General features: G+C 70.5%; 13 protein-coding genes. 4 read left to right on the top strand and 9 right to left on the bottom strand.

The features are described from left to right. Nucleotides 1–257: 257 nt before the first annotated feature. The 8 genes from E1202_RS10050 to E1202_RS10015 form a co-directional block, all read right to left on the bottom strand. On the bottom strand, nucleotides 258–3,479 hold the full coding sequence (locus tag E1202_RS10050; RefSeq protein ID WP_132682455.1) for an acetyl-CoA carboxylase family protein: 3,222 nt from the start codon (nucleotides 3,477–3,479) through the stop codon (nucleotides 258–260). Between the two features lie 18 nt (nucleotides 3,480–3,497). Then, complete coding sequence (locus E1202_RS10045) at nucleotides 3,498–5,198, bottom strand: AMP-binding protein (RefSeq protein ID WP_132682453.1); 1,701 nt, start codon at nucleotides 5,196–5,198, stop codon at nucleotides 3,498–3,500. A 9-nt stretch (nucleotides 5,199–5,207) separates the two neighbouring features. After that, entirely contained in the window at nucleotides 5,208–5,846 is a 639-nt protein-coding gene (locus E1202_RS10040) for a TetR/AcrR family transcriptional regulator (protein ID WP_235877969.1), read from the bottom strand. A gap of 224 nt (nucleotides 5,847–6,070) precedes the next feature. Next, nucleotides 6,071–6,346, bottom strand: coding sequence for an oxidoreductase C-terminal domain-containing protein (locus E1202_RS10035; RefSeq protein ID WP_132682450.1), 276 nt, complete (start codon nucleotides 6,344–6,346; stop codon nucleotides 6,071–6,073). Continuing rightward, complete coding sequence (locus E1202_RS10030) at nucleotides 6,343–7,215, bottom strand: NAD(P)/FAD-dependent oxidoreductase (RefSeq protein ID WP_165943810.1); 873 nt, start codon at nucleotides 7,213–7,215, stop codon at nucleotides 6,343–6,345. The genes E1202_RS10035 and E1202_RS10030 overlap by 4 nt, the downstream gene beginning before the upstream one ends. 5 nt (nucleotides 7,216–7,220) lie before the next feature. Then, the gene (locus tag E1202_RS10025) at nucleotides 7,221–7,415 is read right to left on the bottom strand and encodes a ferredoxin (RefSeq protein ID WP_132682446.1); all 195 of its coding nucleotides are present in this window, start codon (nucleotides 7,413–7,415) and stop codon (nucleotides 7,221–7,223) included. Between the two features lie 13 nt (nucleotides 7,416–7,428). After that, entirely contained in the window at nucleotides 7,429–7,968 is a 540-nt protein-coding gene (locus tag E1202_RS10020; protein WP_132682445.1) for a cytochrome P450, read from the bottom strand. After that, nucleotides 7,950–8,645, bottom strand: coding sequence for a cytochrome P450 family protein (locus E1202_RS10015; protein ID WP_132682443.1), 696 nt, complete (start codon nucleotides 8,643–8,645; stop codon nucleotides 7,950–7,952). Before E1202_RS10015 ends, E1202_RS10020 begins: the two co-directional genes overlap by 19 nt. Nucleotides 8,646–8,787: 142 nt before the next feature. On the opposite strand from E1202_RS10015, the gene E1202_RS10010 reads away from it, so the two are divergent. Both E1202_RS10010 and E1202_RS10005 read left to right on the top strand, forming a co-directional pair. Further along, complete coding sequence (locus E1202_RS10010) at nucleotides 8,788–9,261, top strand: MarR family winged helix-turn-helix transcriptional regulator (protein WP_132682441.1); 474 nt, start codon at nucleotides 8,788–8,790, stop codon at nucleotides 9,259–9,261. Nucleotides 9,262–9,508: 247 nt separating this feature from the next. Continuing rightward, entirely contained in the window at nucleotides 9,509–10,927 is a 1,419-nt protein-coding gene (locus tag E1202_RS10005; protein ID WP_132682440.1) for an alkaline phosphatase PhoX, read from the top strand. A 270-nt stretch (nucleotides 10,928–11,197) separates the two neighbouring features. Here the strand turns inward: E1202_RS10005 and E1202_RS10000 are convergent, their stop codons facing one another. After that, a complete protein-coding gene (locus tag E1202_RS10000) occupies nucleotides 11,198–12,067 on the bottom strand; it encodes a glycerophosphodiester phosphodiesterase (protein WP_132682439.1) in 870 nt (289 codons plus the stop codon). A gap of 409 nt (nucleotides 12,068–12,476) precedes the next feature. On the opposite strand from E1202_RS10000, the gene E1202_RS09990 reads away from it, so the two are divergent. Both E1202_RS09990 and E1202_RS09985 read left to right on the top strand, forming a co-directional pair. Then, a complete protein-coding gene (locus E1202_RS09990) occupies nucleotides 12,477–13,151 on the top strand; it encodes a haloacid dehalogenase type II (RefSeq protein ID WP_132682438.1) in 675 nt (224 codons plus the stop codon). Between the two features lie 208 nt (nucleotides 13,152–13,359). After that, nucleotides 13,360–14,667: a hypothetical protein gene (locus tag E1202_RS09985; protein WP_235877967.1), complete on the top strand. Its 1,308-nt coding sequence runs from the start codon at nucleotides 13,360–13,362 to the stop codon at nucleotides 14,665–14,667. Nucleotides 14,668–14,727 lie beyond the last annotated feature (60 nt).

Here is a 14,727-nt window from a genome sequence, read left to right as displayed (position 1 = left end):
CCGGGTCCCGATCTCCACTGAAATCCCGTCCCCTGACCGGTGAGACGGGACGTTGAGACCACGGGAATCCGAGATCTACAGAACCGTAAGCGCCTGGATCACGGAGGTGAAATACATGTTTCCGTCGGATTGATACATGCGGTGTCTCAATGGTTCAGAGGTGATCTTCGCCAATCCACCGGTGTCCCCACCGACCCGCAGCGCTCATGGAGCAACGGCGAGCGGGTGCGCGTGATCAGGGCCGGCGGATCGCGGGGTCAGTCGCGGGGTCGCAGCGTGCTGATCCAACGACGGGTGTCGGCGGGGTCGATGACGTCGTCGAGCTCGAAGGTGGTGGCCGCGCGCAGCGCGCGCCCGCGCTCGTAGGCCTCGGCCACCAGACCGTCGTAGAGCTGCTGCCGTGCGGCCTCGTCGGCTGCGGCTGCGAGCTCCTTGCTGTAGCCCAGCCGCACCGACCCCTCCAGACCCATCCCGCCGATCTCACCGGTCGGCCACGCCACGGTGAACTGCGGCGCCCGGAAGGAGCCGCCGGTCATCGCCATCGCGCCCAGGCCGTAACCCTTGCGGAGCACGACCGCGCCGAACGGCACCGTCAGCCGAGCGCCGAGCACGAACAGCTCGCCGAAGCGCTTGACCGTCGCGTCCTTCTCCGCCTCCGGCCCGACCATGAACCCCGGTGTGTCGCAGAGGGAGACGATCGGCAACCCGCCCGATTCGCAGAGCGTCAGGAAGTCGGCCAGCTTGTCCGCCGCCTCCACGTCGATCGCGCCGCCCAGGTGGTGACTGCTGTTGGCCACCAGGCCGTGCGCGACGCCCTCCACGCGCACCAGCGCCGTCACGATGCCGACGCCGTAGTCCGGGCGCAGCTCCAGCACCGAGTCCACGTCGACGATGGCATCGATGGCGCTGCGGACGTCGTAAGCGCGCAACCGGTTCTCGGGCACCACGTGCCGGGCCAGCCGCTGATCGGGCTCCTCCCACTCGACGCCCTCGCCCGGGGACAGCGGGCTCTGGAAGTAGGACAGGTACCGGCGTGCCAGCTCGACGGCGTGCTCGTCGTCCCTGGCGACCAGGTCGACGACCCCGTTGCGGCGCTGCACGTCGATGGGGCCGATGTCCTCGGGCCGGTACTCCCCCAGCCCACCGCCGGAGATCATCGCGGGCCCGCCCATGCCGATGTTGGCGTCGGGGGTCGCGATCACGACGTCGCAGGCGCCGGCCAGGGCGGCGTTCCCGGCGAAGCAGCGCCCGGAGACGATCGCGACCGTCGGTGCACCTCCGCGCAGCGAACCCAGCAGGCGGAACGTCGGAACGTCCAGCCCCGCGACGAGGTCCACGTCGGTGTCACCGGGTCGGCCACCGCCGCCCTCGGCGAAGAGCACCACGGGCACCTTCCGGTCCCGGGCCACCCCGAGGATCCGATCGGTCTTGGCGTGGTTGCGCATTCCCTGCGTCCCGGCGAGCACCGTGTAGTCGTAGGAGATCACCACGGTCTCAGCGGCCGTCCGACCGAACCGGTCCGCGCCGATGGTCGCCACGCCGCCGACCAGTCCGTCGGCGGGTGTGTTGGTGATCAGGTCCTGTTCGGACCGCCGGCTGCGCTGAGCCGCGAGCACCAGGGACCCGTACTCGACGAAGCTGCCCGGGTCCACCAGGTCGCTGATGTTCTCGCGCGCGGTCCGACGTCCCAGGCGGTGGCGCTTGGCCACGGCCTCGGGACGTGCCGAGTCCTGGGTGATGGCCTGCCGCTCGCGCACCTCGTCGAGGTCCGGCCGGGAGGCGTCCAGGTCGAGCTCGTAGCCGGGTCCGGCGGCCACCTCGTCGGTCCGCGCGAACACCACCAGCGCATCGCCCGGCGCCACCGTGCGGCCCGCCGGCACGAGCGCGCGCACCACGCGCGCGGCGTGATCGGCGGACAGGACGTGCTCCATCTTCATGGCCTCCAGCACCGCCAGCCGGCCGCCCGCCGCCACCTCGTCGCCTTCAGCGGCGGCCGCGACGACGGTGCCCGCCATCGGAGCGCGCACGACCTCCTCCCCCGGACGCAGCTCCAACGCGGCGCCGGTCGAGGCAGCGGAGGTGCTGGTGCCGGCTGCGGCCACCAGTCGTTCGACGTTCTCGGACAGGAACGCGGTGGCGACGGGACCTGCGCGCAGCTCGTCGTCGGCGAGCAGGGAGCGCAGGAAGGGGATGTTCGTGCCCGCGCCCTCGATCGCGAACTCGCCCAGGGCCGCGTCGAGCTTGACGAGAGCGGCGGTGCGGGTTCCCGCGCGCACGATCACCTTGGCCAGCAGGGAATCGTACCGCGGGCTCACGACCAGGCCCGGCAGGCCGAAGGTGTCCACGCGGACCCCCGGCCCGCTGGGCGGGGTGAACGCCGTGAGCGTGCCCGCGGTCGGCACCGCGCCGCCGTCGGGAGTCATCGTCTCCAGGTTCACGCGGGCCTGCGCAGCCGTGTTCGCAGTCGTCGCGGGCTCGCCGCGCACGCCGGAGGCGTCGGCCACCACGCCGTCCGGCAGCGCGAGGTCGTGCAGCCCGGCTCCGTCGGCGAGGGCGAGCTGCGCGGCCACCAGGTCCACGCCGGTGATCTCCTCGGTGATGGTGTGCTCCACCTGGATCCGGGGGTTCACCTCCAGGAACGCGAACTCCTCGCCCCGCACCAGGAACTCCACCGTGGCCAGGCCGCGGTAGCCGAGGCTCGCGCACAGCCGCACCGCGGCCTCGTGCGCACCGCGACGCACTGCGGGATCCAAGCCGGCCGCGGGGGCGATCTCGATGAGCTTCTGGTGCCGCCGTTGCAGGCTGCAGTCCCGATCACCGAGCGCCAGGGCCGCCGTGCCGTCCGCGACCACTTGGACCTCGACGTGCCGGGCACCGTCGAACAGGGCCTCCGCGAACACCTCCCGGTTCCCGAAGCCCAGTTCGGCCTCGTCCGCGCAGGACCGGTACGCCTCGTCCACCGCAGCGGCGTCGCGAACCACCCGCATGCCGCGCCCGCCACCACCGGCCAGCGCCTTGATCATGATGCCGGCCGGGTTCTCGGCGAGGAACGCGCGCACCTCGTCGACGGCTGCCGCCCCGACGGTGGCGGCCAGCACGGGCGCGCCGACCGCCACGGCGGCCGCGCGGGCCGACACCTTGTCCCCCAAGGTTTCCAGGACCGCCGGGTCCGGTCCTGCGAAGCCGACGTTCGCCGCCGCGCAGGCGCGCGCGAACTCGGCGTTCTCCGAGAGGAATCCGTACCCGGGGTGCACCGCGTCGGCCCCGGACCGCGCGGCCGCGGCCAGCACCGCCGCCTGGTCGAGGTAGACCACCGGACCGGCTCCGACCAGCGGCAACGCCTCGTCGGCGGCGTGCACGTGCGGCGTGTCCGCGTCGTCCTCCGCGTACAGGGCGACCGTGCTGACCCGCATCTCGCGCGCGGTGCGCACGACGCGCAGCGCGATCTCACCGCGATTGGCGATTAGGAGCTTCTTCATCGTCACGAACCCCTCCGTCTACGCGCGGTCACCGGCGGACAGTTCTGCGGCGCGGTCGAGCAGGTCGCCCTTGCGCACCTTGCCCGTGGCCGTCATCGGCAGCTGGTCGACGACGACGAAATCGGGCACCTTGTACCCGGCCATGTTGTCCTTCGCCCACGCGCGCAGGTCCTCGCTCGCGGTGCTGCCGCCCACCACCACGAACGCCACCGCCACTTGGCCTTTCGCGCGGTCGGGCCGGGGAACCACCGAGACCGCACGGATCGCCGGGTGCAGGCGCAGCAGGGCCTCGACCTCGGACGGGAACACGCTCATCCCGTTGGTCTTGATCATCTCCTTGGCGCGCGCCAGGTAGTGCAGGGCTCCCCACTCGTCGAGGCGTCCCACGTCGCCGGTGTGCAGCCAGCCGTCGCGGATCGTCTCCGCGGTCGCGTCGGGCCGACCGTAGTAGCCGGTCAGGATCGACGGGCTCCGCACGATGATCTCCCCAGAGGTGCACACCGGCACCGGAACGCCGGACTCGTCGACGATCAGGACGTCGGTGCCCGGAACGGGCAGCCCGCAGAACACCGGATCGGCGTGCAGGTCGCGATCGCCGTCCTGGAACCCGAGCGTGAAGGTGTCGGCCGTGTGCGTCTCGGTCATGCCGTACGAGGCCTCCCGCAGGACGCTGCCGGTGGCCTCCCGCCACCGCGCCCGGACCTCCGGGGTCAGCTTGAGCACGAACGAGACCGCCAGCGCGTTGCGCAGCGACGACACCCGCCCTCCCTCGAAACCCGGCTCGTCCATCAGCTCCACGTAGTTGTCGACCGTGGCGACCACGTCGGTCACGCCGTGCCGCTCGATCAGGGCGACGGCCGCAACCGGGTCCCAGCGCGTCATCAGGACGACCTGCTGGCCGTTCACCAGCGGTTTGAGGACGCCGAAGTCCTCGCCGGCGATCCAGAACACGGGCAGGAAGTTCAGCGACACGGCACCGGGATCACCGACCTGCGTCCCGCCGGCCACGCTGGCCGTCGCCGCCGTGTAGACCATGTGGCGCTGGGTGTGCTCGCAGCCCTTCGGCAACCCGGTCGTCCCGCCGGTGTAGTTGAGCGCCGCCAGCGCGTCGGGGTCGCTGGGTCGCGCTTCAGCGGGCGCCGAGGCGCTGATCTCGGCCCAGTCGGAACGCTCGGCGGTGAGCTCGAACGGCACCGGCACGTCGGGTTCGGCGGTGAGCAGGTCGCCGAGACCGGTGTACGCCACGTGCCGCAGAGGTGTGTCTCCGCGCACCGATTCGACGAGGTCGGCGAACGAGTCCTGCGCCAGCAGCACGGTCACGCCCGCGTCCTCCAGCTCGTACCGCAGCTCGTGGCCCCGGAACATGGGGTTGATCGGCACGTGCACCGCGCCCGCCTTGAGGACGCCGACCATCGCGATGAGGAACTGGGGGCAGTTGCTCAGGAACACGCCGACCCGGTCCCCCGGTGCCACACCGCGTTCGCCGAGCCAGCCGGCGAAGCGGTCGCTCAGCTCGTCGTACTCGGCGTAGGTGATGTCGCGGCCGTAGAAGGAGATCGCGATGGTGTCCGGGCGGGTCTCGGCCCGGTGCCGCAGGTGCTCCGGCAGACCGGGCACCTCGACGGGGTGCACGACGGTGCCCGGCACCTGATCCGGCCAGTTGGCCGCCTGCAGGCGGCGGACCTCGGCCAGGGCTTCTTCACGGCGGGACAACGACATTCGGGCCTCCTACGGTTCGGGCCGCGAGTCGGCGACGACGCCGACGGCGCGCTCGGTCAGCCGGATGTGATCGTTGATGAACTGCTCGCGGACCTCGTCGGGAGCGCGGCCGAGGCGGGCGGCGCCGCGGACGATCGAATCGCTCAGCATCGACACCAGCTGCGGCGGCGCCACGCAGGGATCGATCGTGGCCGGGTCGAGCCCGGACAGGTAGTTGGTGAAGCGCCGCTCCAGCCGACGCCGCAGCGTGCTCCACAGCGCGTCCACGTCGGGATCGACCCCGGCGCGGCTGTCGATCTGCGCCACGAGCGACCCGTTGGCGAAGATCGCCCCGGCGAACGCGCGAGTGGTCGACCGCAGCACCGCGGCCGGCGGGAGGGACTCGATGCCGTCCAGCTGCTGGGTGGCTTCGAGCTGGGCGCAGACCTGCTCGGTCACCGCGAGGAACGCCTCGTCCTTGGATCGCAAGTAGGCGTAGAACGTCGGGCGCGAGGTCTGCGCCCGGGCCGCGATCAGCTCCACCGTGGTCGCCGCGTAGCCGAGGTCGTCGAAGCAGGCGGCGGCAGCGGCGAGCAGCTCCTCCCGCCGAGGCCCCGACGTCTCCCGGCGACTGGCTCGCGCACGCTCCTGGGCATCACTCGTCGTCACGACTCCATTGTCGTGACCGCCGCGCCGGCCTTCGGCGGACGCCCGGGAGGCGGACATCAGGGGGTTGACAAGCCTTGTTCGGCACCGGATTTCGATTCGCCGCGCGCCGATGCGGATGTGGTCAAAGCAGCCCCTCCGGAACGAGTGACAGCACGTGATCTCGACCCACACTCGTTGACGTTGACGTCCATGTCAATACGCGAGGCGCCCCGGATGCGCGCCCGTCAGGTGAGCAGGTCGCGCCGCAGCCGGGTCGCTCGCCGAGGGCTGTTCCAGGACAAGACCGCCACCGCTCGGCCCTCCTCGCGGTAGACCCCCGCGAACGCGTCGTCGGTGAAGGCCCCGGCCTCGAGCTCGAGCTCGGCTCCCGCGGTGACGTGGCCGTGGACGACGAGCTTGTTGCTGCCCTGATCGCTCCAGAAGAACGGGATCGGCGTGAAGTCCTGCTCGGCGCCCAGGATGTTGCGAGCGACGACCCGCGCCTGCTCACCGGCGTTCATCCGGTGCTCGACGCGCACGCTGCGCCCGAGACCGGTGTGCCACCAGCGCGCGACGTCACCGACCCCGTAGACGCCCTGCGCCGCACGGCATCTCGCATCGCACCGAGCCCGTCGGACAGGTCGAGCCCGGCTCCTCGCAACCAGTCGACTTGCGGGCGCGAACCGATCGCGGCGACCACGACGTCCGCCCGCAGCACCGCGCCGTCGTCGAGCAGCACCTCCTGTTCGCCGCGCGCGCCGACGCGGATGTCGGTCACCCCGACCGCGTTGATGAGCGCGATCTCGCTCCCGGTGAGCGCGCGGCCGATCACCGCGCCGACCTCGGGGCCGAGCGCGGACAGCGGAGCCGGGTCCACCCCCACCACGGCCACCTCGCACCCGGCCGCGCGAGCGGCCCAGGCGAGTTCGGTGCCCATGAACCCGGTTCCGATGACGACCACGCGCCTGCCCGGGCGCAGCTCCGCGGCGACCCGCCGGGCGTCGGCGATGGAGCGCAACGTCAGCGGTACCGGTCCGGATGCGGGCAGCCGACGAGGCGCGACCCCGGTGGCGACCACCAGGTCGCCGAACGGCAGCTCCGAACCGTCGTGCAAGGTCACCGCGCGCCCGTCGAGATCCGCGCCCACCGCAACGGTGTTCGGGCGGAACTCGATGCCCAGCTCGGCGAGCCGGTCGTGCCCCGGCAGCAGGATCCGCTGCTCGTCCCACCCGCCGGTGAGGAACTGCTTGGACAGCGGCGGGCGGTCGTAGGGCGCGTGCGGCTCCTCCCCGACCAGCGTGATCGCGCCGTCGAAACCGTGCGAGCGCAGCTCCAGCGCCGTCGACGTTCCCGCCAGGCAGGCACCGACGATGACGACGTCGTCGCTCACCCGCCTCACTCCTCGACGCGGATCGCAGCCGCCGGGCACACCCGGGCGGCGTCCTCGATCGCAGCGCGGTGCCGATCGTCCGGCTGCTCGGCGAGGAGGAAGGCGGCACCGTCCTCGTCGCGCTGGTCGAACACCTCGTCAGCGGCCAGCACGCACTGCCCGGCGCCGACGCACTTGTCCTGATCGATGAACACCTTCATGGTTCGCGACCTCCTACCAGGTGACGTTGAGCGAGTTGAATCCGTGCACGCGCGTGCCGATCTTGAGGTCGAACTCCTCGACGGAGTCGACCAGTCGCAGTGTCGGCACGCGGGTGAACAGGGTTTGGAAGGTCAGGAGCAGCTCGCGGCGGGCGAGCGACTGCCCGAGGCACTGGTGGGTGCCGTAGCTGAACGCCAGGTGGTGACGAGCCGGACGCCCGAGGTCGAGCGCGTCCGCGTCGTCGAAGGCCGCGGGATCCCGGTTGGCCGAGGGCAGCGAGACCAGCACGCCTTCACCGGCCCGGATCAGGTTGTCGCCGATCCGGGTGTCGGCCACGGCGACGAACTGGCGGGGGTTCTGGGCGATGGTGAGGTAGCGCAGCAGTTCTTCGACGGCGTCGGCCTGAAAAGCACCGCCCCCGGCCAGGAACCGCTCCAACTGAGCGGGGTGGTGCAGCAGCGCGGCCGTGCCCAGGCTGATCATGTTGCTGGTGGTCTCGAACCCGGCGATCAGCAGCGTCATCGCGGTGTTGATCAGTTCGGCGCGATCCATGATCCCCGGCTCGTGGAACTCGTGCACCAGGCGCGAGAACAGGTCTTCCTGCGGAGCGCGCCGCTTCTGCTCGGCCAGCTCGCCAGGTACTCGGCCAACTCGTCGAGCGCGGTGCGCACGGTGTCCACGTCCGCCTGGCCCGACAGCGCTTCGGCGGACTTGCGCTGGAAGAACTCGTGCTGGTCGTAGGGCACGCCCAGCAGCAGGCAGATGACCCGCGAGGGCACCGGCAACGCGAGTTCGGCGACGAGATCGGCGGGTCGGCCGGCGTGCAGCAGGCCGTCGACGCACTCGTCGATGACGTGCTGGATCTCCGGCTCCAGCGCGTTGATCCGCTTGACGGTGAAGTCCCGGGTCAGTCGGCGCCGCTTCTGCAGGTGCTCGGGATCGTCGGTCCGGACGAGGCTGGGGCGTTCGGAATCGAGCTGCTGGAGATCGGTGGGTGTCACCAGCGGGAAGCCGGACCGATCCATCCTCGCGCTGAAGTTCCCGCTCGCGAGGACCGCTCGGGCGTCATCGTAGCGCGTGATCAGCCACGGGCGGCCGCCGCGCAGCACCTCCACGGTCGGCAGCTCCGCCTGCCCGCGCAGGCGGTCGAAGACATCGGGCGGGCTGAAGGGGCAGCTCCGCTGGGTGGGGTACGAGTCCAGCGTGGGGCCGGGCTGCGACGGGGTCATCGTGCTTCCTTCCGCGTCGTCTGCACTCCGGGGAACGGAGACAATGTGCACTATACACAGTATGTGTACGATGCACATGGCAGGCTCGCGGTCGCCGCCGGAACAATGGGCGTGATCCGCGCAGCGCGAAGGAGGCCCGCCCGTGACGCAGGACAAGCGGACGCTCAACGATCTGGAGCGCGAGCTCTCGCTGTTCGCCAGGCACTACCTGTCCACCCGGCAAGCGCGCGCCGGCCAGCGCCTGGACAGGTCGGCCTACCTGCTGCTGACCCGGTTGGAGCTCTCGGGGTCGATGTCGCTGGGGCAGCTCGCCGAAGCGTTCCGGCTCGACATCTCCACGATCAACCGCCAGGTCGGGGCGCTGCTCAAGCAGGGGTTCGTGGAGCGGTTCCCCGACCCCGACGGCGGCATGGCTCGCCGGTTCCGGCCCACCGACGAGGGGTTGCGGCAGTTGGCCGCCGATCGGGACCGCAGCCGGGAAGGCGTGGAAACGGTGGTCGCCGAGTGGCCGCAGGACGAACTCGCCACCTTCGTCGACCTGCTGACCCGCTTCAACATCGACATCGAAGGCGTCGAGGGCAACCCCTGGCCCCGCGAGCGGAACACCCACGACTGATCCGCTCGCCGGCCGCGACCACCACGGCAGAGCAGCCGATTTCCGTTGCGACTGGTCGGAATTGATTCGTCCACTTTTGATGGGAACGGTGGAAACCGGCGCACGACGCGGCAGCCGGGTCCGCGCCGTCGAGGCGAGCACCGAATTCGCGGCGCCGACGCCCTTTCGCTTCGCCGGGTTCATCGGAAGTACCGCTCGGCCGACGAGGCTGAAGCGCTGTTTCGATCGTTCTCACGTGGAGTCGCACATGGATCTCTCTCGCAGGCAGTTCGTCAACCGCTCGCTGTTGGGCGGCATCGGGATCGCCCTCGTCGGCAACGTGGGAGCAGTGACCGCCGCCGCGCCGGCCTCTGCAGAGAACGGCCGGGCCGCCGGTTACGGGCCGCTGGTTCCCGATCCCGCGGGGCTGCTGTCTCTTCCCGCCGGGTTCAGCTACAAGGTCATCACCGAAGCCGGCAGGACGAAGCTCGAATCCGGCGAACCCACACCGCAGAAGCACGACGGCATGGCCGCCTTCATCCGCCCCGAGGGCGGCAGCGTGATCGTGTACAACCACGAGATCAAGGTCAGCCAGAACCCCGAGTTCCCCGTGCCCCGGCTCGACGGGCTCACCTACGACCCGGTCTCCCCCGGCGGCTGCACGGTCGTCGAGGTCGACGCCGAGGGCAACCGCATCACCGAGTACGTCGCCCTGGCCGGCACCTCCACCAACTGCGCGGGTGGCCGCACCCCCTGGAACACCTGGCTGAGCTGCGAGGAGACCGAGGACAAGGCCGGCGAGGACGGCCAGCAGTTCGACCACGGCTACACCTTCGAGGTCGACCCCTACAACCGCGAGGCGAACCGGAACCCGAAGCCGATCAAGGCGCTCGGCCGGTTCTCCCACGAGGCCGCCGTCGTCGACCCGAACACCGGGCACATCTACCAGACCGAGGACGCGTCGGGCCCGAACGGCCTGTTCTACCGCTTCACCCCGCCGGCCTCCGCGCTGCCGCTGGGCCCCGGCAAGCTCCGCGCTCTCGGCGACGACGACGGCACCTTCGAAGCCATGAAGGCCGCCGACAAGTCCGGTCAGCACGTCGACGACCTGTCCCGCGCGACCGAGGTCGGTACCACCTACGGCGTGACCTGGGTGGCAGTCGCGGACCGCGCCGCGGCCACGACCTCGATCCGCGAGCAGTTCACCGACGACCAGATCACCCGCGGGCGCAAGCTCGAGGGCGCCTGGTGGGGCGACGGTGGCGCCTACTTCGTCTGCAGCTACGCCCGCCTCGAAGACAGCCCGGGCACCCCGCACGACGGTCAGGTGTGGTTCTACAACCCGCGCAACCAGACCATCGAGCTCAAGCTGCGGTTCGAGTACGACCAGGACGACAGCGCCCACTTCGACGGTCCGGACAACATCACCGTGTCCTCCCGCGGAAACGGCCTGATCCTCGCCGAGGACGGCGACGGGCAGCAGCACCTGTTCGGAGCGACCTTCGAAGGCCGGACCTACCCGCTGGCCCGCAACGAGATCAACACCGGCACGGATGCCGAGCCGGAGTTCAGCGAGTTCTGCGGCCCGGTCTACTCCCCCGACGGCAACACCCTCTTCGCCAGCGTCCAGAACCCCGGCGTCCTCTACGCCATCACGGGCCCCTGGGACCGCCTGCACGGCGCCTGATCCACCCACCGCGACACCAACGGCGCCCCGCCCAGCGATGACCTGGTCGGGGCGCCGTCGTCAACGCACGCCGACCGAGCCCACCCGAAGCACGCTCGATCGGCCCGGAGCCTCACGTCCCGCGCCGGTACCCCGATTACCGCAGCAATCCGTCCCCGGAACGCGGCGTAACGGAATGCGGCGGTATTCCGGGTCGGTGCCGGAGCACCGCCGCAATCGGAGTCCTGATTACGGCGGTATTCCGGCACCTCTGTCCGCAGGCGCCGGTCGTCAGGCTGCCGGGCGCGCGTTGCGGATCTCCTCGCGGAGGACGTCCGGCCGGTCGCTGATGATGCCGTCGACGCGGTTGGCGATCAGCGTCCGCATCAGGGCCGGGTCGTTGACCGTGTACGGGTTGATGCGCATGCCGTGCTCGTGAACAGCGGCGACGTACTCCGGGGTCGCGGCCGAGTGGTGCGGGTTGACCTGGTTGGAGTAGGTGGCCACCTCGGCGAGCTGGTCGGTGGTCGGCGCACCCAGCACGCCCACCTGGACCGACGGGAGCAGGCCGTGGAAGTGGCGGATGAAGTCCCAGTTGAAGCTCTGCACCACCAGGTGCTGCGCCATCGGGTCGGGCTGCATCCACTGAGGACGCTGCTGCAGCTCACCGGCGATCCGCTCGGCGATGCCCGGGTAGAGCTCCGGCGCCTTGGCCTCCAGCAGCAGACCGGAGGCGGTGCGCTCCAGCTCGTCGAGGACCTCGGAGAAGGTGGGCACGACGGCACCGGTGTAGCGCGGGTCCTTCCAGGAGCCAGCGTCGAGCGTGCGGATCTCCTCGAGCGTGAAGTCCGAGACCCGCCACGGCGCCCGGGCGGGGAACTTCTGCTCGACATCGGTGGTGCGCGACAGCGTGGTGTCGTGGATGACGACCAGCTTCTCGTCCTTGGTCCGCTGGACGTCGATCTCGACGAGGTCGGCCTGCATCTCGGCGCCCAGCCGCACGGCGTCCAGGGTGTTCTCCGGCGCGTACGCGGACGCGCCGCGATGGGCGATGTTGGTGACGGTGGCGGTCGGCTCCGCGGGAGCCGCGGTCACCGCCGTCGTCGCCGTCATCGTCGTGAGCAGCGCGGCTGCGGCCACCGCCGCGACCCGGTGCAGCATAGGTCGATCTCCTCGTCCGTGTCAGTTTTGTCCGGAAGGACGGGAGAATACTGCGGACGTCCGGTATCGCGGACCTGATCGCCGCCTGGCCCACCGGTGTCTCGCACCTGAACGTTGCACCGCGACCGCCGGCCGGGCGATCTCGGCCGCGCCGACCTAGCCGATGCCGCGGCTGCCTTCCGTGACGAGTGCGACGGCACCGTCGATCTCGCTCATCTTCCAGCTCCCGACCACATGACGACGTCAGTCCAGGGTGACGACGACCCTGCACAGCTCATCGACGACAACCGGGTGGACGAGTCATGCTTCGTCCGGGACAGCCGCGACCGCCTCGTCGCTCAAGCCACCCGACTCGCAGGACTCCGCCTCAACCCACCCGAATGACGGGACGACCGGGACAGGAGAAGCCATGCCCATCCGACCTCGCACGGTGGCGTTCGACGTCGTCGAGACGCTGATGTCTCTGGAACCCCTGCGGACCCGGTTCGCGGACGCGGGACTGGCCCCCGAACTGCTCGAGCGCTGGTTCGACCGGCTCCTGCGCGACGGCATGGCCTTGACCCTCGCCGGGGACTACGAGCCCTTCCCCGCCGTCGCCGCAGCAGCGCTGAAGACGCTCGCCCGCGGCGACCTCGACGACGACGCCGTCGCCCACGTCCTTGCCGGGTTCCAGGACCTGCCCGCGCACCCCGATGTCGAACCCGCCATGTGCACGCTCTCCGAGGCGGGCATCTCCATGGTCTGCCTGAGCAACGGCACCGCCGAGACCACGACCAGCTTCCTCGAGCGCAACGAACTCGATCACCACATCGACCAGGTCATCAGCGTGGCCGACGTCCGCAGCTGGAAGCCACCCGTCCGCGTCTACGAACACGCGCTCGACGAGATCGGCCACGCCCCGCACGACGTCGCCCTGGTCGCCGTGCACGCGTTCGACTGCCACGGCGCGAAACGAGCCGGACTCACCACCGGCTGGGCCGGTCGCCTCGAAGGCCACTACGGCGACGTGTTCGCCCCGGCGGACATCCTCGGACGCGATCTCGTCGACGTCGCCCAGCAGATCGCAGCGCTGACCGAAACCTGACGTCACGCGTGAAGGCGAGCGAACCCTCGGACCGAACACCCGGCGATACTTCTCCCGCACAAGGAGCGGCACAGGACATCGGCTGCTGAACACGCGCGCAAGGCCTGGCGGTCACCGACGAACGCGAACGATGACCTCCGACTCTGGTCCCTTCCCGGCGTCTGCGCTGGACTGGACCGTGATGCGACGAGACGGGGGATGATCAGTCGTGGAGCGGTTCAACCGGATGTTTCCCAGCGGCAGCGAGGCGATGGCGGATCTGGCGGCCTTTCCCCTGGTCGAAGCGCTCTTCGGTCGACGTTCCCGGCGCTTCGCCCTGGGCGACGAGATCCCGGACGGCCCCCTCGCCTACCGCTCCCGGCACGAACCCCGCTCGCTCACCGAGTTCGAGCGGATGCTCGTGCTGAGCGCGATGGGCGGAACGACGGGCTGGCACTACTCGATCACCCGGCACGCCCGCTACGCACCGCACGTCTCCAACTACGCCGGAGGAGCCGCTGGTCGCACCTTTCCCTCCGCGGCCGGGTTCCACACCGCCGAGCTGTTCTTCACCGACGACTCGGGCGTCTACTTCTTCCCCACCCGCGATGCCGGCGCGCTCGTCGACCCGGCGGTCGAGGAGGTCACACCGGAGCTGATGGTCGAGCGCCACCGCGTGCAGTCACAACAGCTTTCGACCAGCAGGCTCTACCTGCCCGCCGAGGAGCCCTACCTCGAAGGGCACAACACCTGGTGCGTCAACGTTCCCGGTTCGCTGCTGGTCATCCCGGTGGCCGACCTGGCGCAGCACCTGATCGCCGTGCTGTGCTTCTTCGTGCAGAACGGTTACGCGGTCTACGACGACATCAACAACCGCACGATCCCCGGCCTCGACGAGTTCAGCGGGCTGGTCGACGTCGACCAGCCGTTCCCCCTGACCTTCACCGAGCAGTACGCGCTCACCGAAGCCACGGCCGAGCTCGCGACCGCCTGCTACGCGGGTGTGCTCATGCTGCAGGCGATGGGGCTCGGCGGATGGATGTTCGACGGGATCGACCGGTTCTCGATGCTCGGCGCCTCCGGCAACCCCGACGTACCGGGCCTCGGATTCCGCTACGACGAGGACGAGCGCTGGTCGACGCCCAACCCCACCGGTCGGGAGGGCGTCTTCGAGGCCTACTGCCCACCCCACCACCACGACATGGGGGCAGCGGTGGACGCCTTCGCCGAGCGCAAGTTCGGTCCCGGGGGCCCGTTCCACCGGGACACGCCGGGCGCCTGGACCGACAGCCCCGGGTTCCGCGCGAGCGCCCAGGTCCACGACGAAGCGTTCAGGGCCTGCGTCGCGCTCCAGGCCCAGTACATCTTCGACAGCTTCGGCAAGTTCCCCGCAACGGTGCCGACGGTGTTCATCCTCAACTACGTCCAAGCCCACCACCTCGACCTGGACTTCTACGACCACTTCTTCAAACCGGGCGCCTACCTGCGCACGCACGCCACGCACATGGACACCTGGCACGACCGCGAAACCCGCTGATGGGCGGAGCTCGCGCTGGGCTGCACCGCCGATACCCCACCAGGGCCACCCCTGGTCGGT

It is taken from the genome of Saccharopolyspora karakumensis (assembly GCF_004349225.1).
GTDB classification, from domain to species: domain Bacteria; phylum Actinomycetota; class Actinomycetes; order Mycobacteriales; family Pseudonocardiaceae; genus Saccharopolyspora; species Saccharopolyspora endophytica.
This window is presented reverse-complemented; position numbering and strand designations above follow the sequence as displayed.

Coding starts and splice junctions, on each gene's coding strand:
- E1202_RS10050 (WP_132682455.1), bottom strand. CDS start 3,479: ATGAAGAAGCTCCTAATCGCCAATCGCGGTGAGATCGCGCTGCGCGTC.
- E1202_RS10025 (WP_132682446.1), bottom strand. CDS start 7,415: ATGAAGGTGTTCATCGATCAGGACAAGTGCGTCGGCGCCGGGCAGTGC.
- E1202_RS10005 (WP_132682440.1), top strand. CDS start 9,509: ATGGATCTCTCTCGCAGGCAGTTCGTCAACCGCTCGCTGTTGGGCGGC.
- E1202_RS10035 (WP_132682450.1), bottom strand. CDS start 6,346: ATGAACGCCGGTGAGCAGGCGCGGGTCGTCGCTCGCAACATCCTGGGC.
- E1202_RS10000 (WP_132682439.1), bottom strand. CDS start 12,067: ATGCTGCACCGGGTCGCGGCGGTGGCCGCAGCCGCGCTGCTCACGACG.
- E1202_RS10045 (WP_132682453.1), bottom strand. CDS start 5,198: ATGTCGTTGTCCCGCCGTGAAGAAGCCCTGGCCGAGGTCCGCCGCCTG.
- E1202_RS10020 (WP_132682445.1), bottom strand. CDS start 7,968: ATGGATCGCGCCGAACTGATCAACACCGCGATGACGCTGCTGATCGCC.
- E1202_RS09990 (WP_132682438.1), top strand. CDS start 12,477: ATGCCCATCCGACCTCGCACGGTGGCGTTCGACGTCGTCGAGACGCTG.
- E1202_RS10015 (WP_132682443.1), bottom strand. CDS start 8,645: ATGACCCCGTCGCAGCCCGGCCCCACGCTGGACTCGTACCCCACCCAG.